This is a genomic window from Chloroflexota bacterium, assembly GCA_018648225.1.
Taxonomy (GTDB): domain Bacteria; phylum Chloroflexota; class Anaerolineae; order Anaerolineales; family UBA11858; genus NIOZ-UU35.
This window is the reverse complement of the sequence record JABGRQ010000085.1, coordinates 1-2,499: the sequence shown is the minus strand read 5'-3', so window position 1 is coordinate 2,499 and position 2,499 is coordinate 1. Positions and strand designations below refer to the sequence as shown.

The 2,499-nt window shown below is 49.1% G+C and carries 2 protein-coding genes; one reads left to right on the top strand and one right to left on the bottom strand.

The features are described from left to right. Positions 1–678: DEAD/DEAH box helicase (locus HN413_07585; protein MBT3390257.1), on the bottom strand; the 678-nt coding region annotated here is incomplete at its 3' end. 307 nt (positions 679–985) lie between these two features. On the opposite strand from HN413_07585, the gene HN413_07580 reads away from it, so the two are divergent. Continuing rightward, a complete protein-coding gene (locus HN413_07580) occupies positions 986–2,353 on the top strand; it encodes an MFS transporter (protein MBT3390256.1) in 1,368 nt (455 codons plus the stop codon). The last annotated feature ends 146 nt before the right edge of the window (positions 2,354–2,499 follow it).

Genomic DNA, 2,499 nt, shown 5'->3' with positions numbered 1-2,499 from the left:
CACAAAAATGGGTTTTGCTCCATAATGGTTTGCGATGCGCTTCAAACGCCTGATGACATTGGCAAAATGCGAACCAAACACACCGCGATAGGTATGCATTTCATCAATAACGACATATCGCAAACCGCGAAAAAAACGCTCCCACGAGGTATGGTAAGGTAGGATTCCCAAATGCACCATATCCGGGTTGCTTAGGAGCAATCGAGCGCTGCCTCGTATCTGCGATCGATGTCCCGAAGGTGTATCTCCATCATAGACGGCCAATGGCAAACGAGGACCAGATACGCCGTTATCACCAACCTGGCTTGGAATGATTGCCGATAATCCGGTAAATTGGTCACCGGTTAGGGCTTTTGTAGGAAATAAATACAACGCGGTTGCCTGTTCATCATCTAACAGGTTATCCAGAATGGGGAGATTGTACGCCAATGATTTTCCAGAAGCAGTTCCCGTGACAAGTACAGTATGGGCGCCGGCTTTAATCGACTGCCATGCTTCCATTTGGTGGGAATATAGGGAACTGATCCCTGTATCGAATAGTGTTTGTTTTAAATCCGCATTCAGGCCAGCTGGAAACTCAAGCGTTTCTGAGGAATGTGCTTCCTCTACAAACCAGCCGACAATATTCTCCCGGATGGCATTCTCTGTTTTCCACATTTTGATCAGGTTATCCAACATTTTTGACCTAGGGAACTCATTTTCTAACGTGGTGTCAGGTGATAAATCGCGAACGCTGCAACTCATTTTGCACCCGGCCGGCATTTGGGCAGCGACTTATGACATTATATGATGAAATATCAGATATTCATCACAGATTGCAATTACTCGCTTAAATCGCCCGCGCTTTTGTTCAATTTCCCCCTAAATCATGTATAATCCCTAGAATAATCAAGCACCAATGATCCCAGTCCTGTCCATATTTTCACCCCATCTGGGTTCAAATAATCCACCCACCAACTCTCGGAAAATCATTCCATGAGGCAGCATGATAAATAAAAAAGAACGCAAATCAGGTCGCACCCTTTTTGCATTAGGCCTTGGCTACCTGGTCGATCAGGGCGAAGCCCAGGCGATGAGCGTCCTCTCTCCAGTTATTCAAAATATTTGGGGCGTGAGCTTCGCCATGTTAGGGCTAATGACCACGCTGCGCAACATCACAATGACGATCAGCGCCCCGTTGTGGGGATATGCGGCAGACCGCTATTCGCGCCGCAAAGTGCTCATTTTTGGAACCGGGATATGGGGGATATGGACAATTGTTATCGGGCTAATGCCGAATTTTGGAAGCATTCTTGTGATTCGAGCAATATCTGGTCTTGGGCTTGGCGCTTTAATGCCCGCGACTTTCTCGCTCCTGAGCGATCATTATCCACAGGAGAAGCGCGGTTTTGCATTGGGTGTGATCGGATTTGTGGGTATGATGGGCACAGTCCTCGGCGTCCTTGCGCTGGGATTTGTGGCCACCCCTGAGCTCTGGCAGTGGGGTTTCGTCGGTCTCGGCGCCACCAGTATATTGTCGGGGGTTGTGATATGGTGGTTGGTTGACGAACCACCGCGCGGTGCAGCCGAACCGGAACTGAAAGGGTTGATCACTCACGAAACTGAAAAAGCGTACATGATCCAATGGAAAGACGTCTTCGCGACCCTGAGAATCCCCACAATTTGGGCAGCAATATTGCAGGGCATCTCCGGCACAATGCCCTGGGTCGTGATGGGTTTTTACTTCATCAATTGGATGGTGCGGGAATTAGGGTTCTCAAATGAAATTACATTCGATCACCCACGCGGCAGCGCCCCTCTGGTTTTTGCGATTGTCGTTATCGGCAGCGCCATCAGCAACTTTATTGGAGGCGTTATTGGCGATTATGCCGAAAAGCGTAATCCCAATTACGGCCGTACAATCATTGGTCAGTTCTCCGTGTTTGCAGGCGTGCCTTTGATGTACATATTATTGACCCGAGGTCAGTATTTCAGTTTCTGGCAAATACTGGGGTTTGCATTCTTCACCGCCCTCATGATCGGCTGGCCGGGTCGCGGCGCAAAAGAACCAATGATGCAGGCAGTTGTCCCACCGGAGTTACGCTCCAGCGCTTACTCTGTTGTCAGCCTGATCGAAGGCGGGCTATCCGCTTTTGCAGGATTAATTGCCGGGACTCTGGCAGATTCAATTGGGCTGACGAAAGCATTAGTATGGACTATTCCTGTGCCCTGGATAGTTTGCGGGGTTGTATTCACACTTTTCTATTTTACCTACCCGGGTGACGCGCAAAAAGTACGGGAAAACATGCGTTCTCGCCGCAGTGAATTACTGGCGCATTCCGGCGATAACCTGACCGCCTCAACAGCAGAGTGATCCAGTGAATAACAGTCTTCTACAAAACGTCATCATCCCCCTCTTACTGATCATACCAGGCTGGCTTATTGGCAGTCTGATCAACTACCTTGCAGACATCTTGCCAGCAAAGCGGCGCCTTGCTTTGCCATTTTGTCCAAATTGCG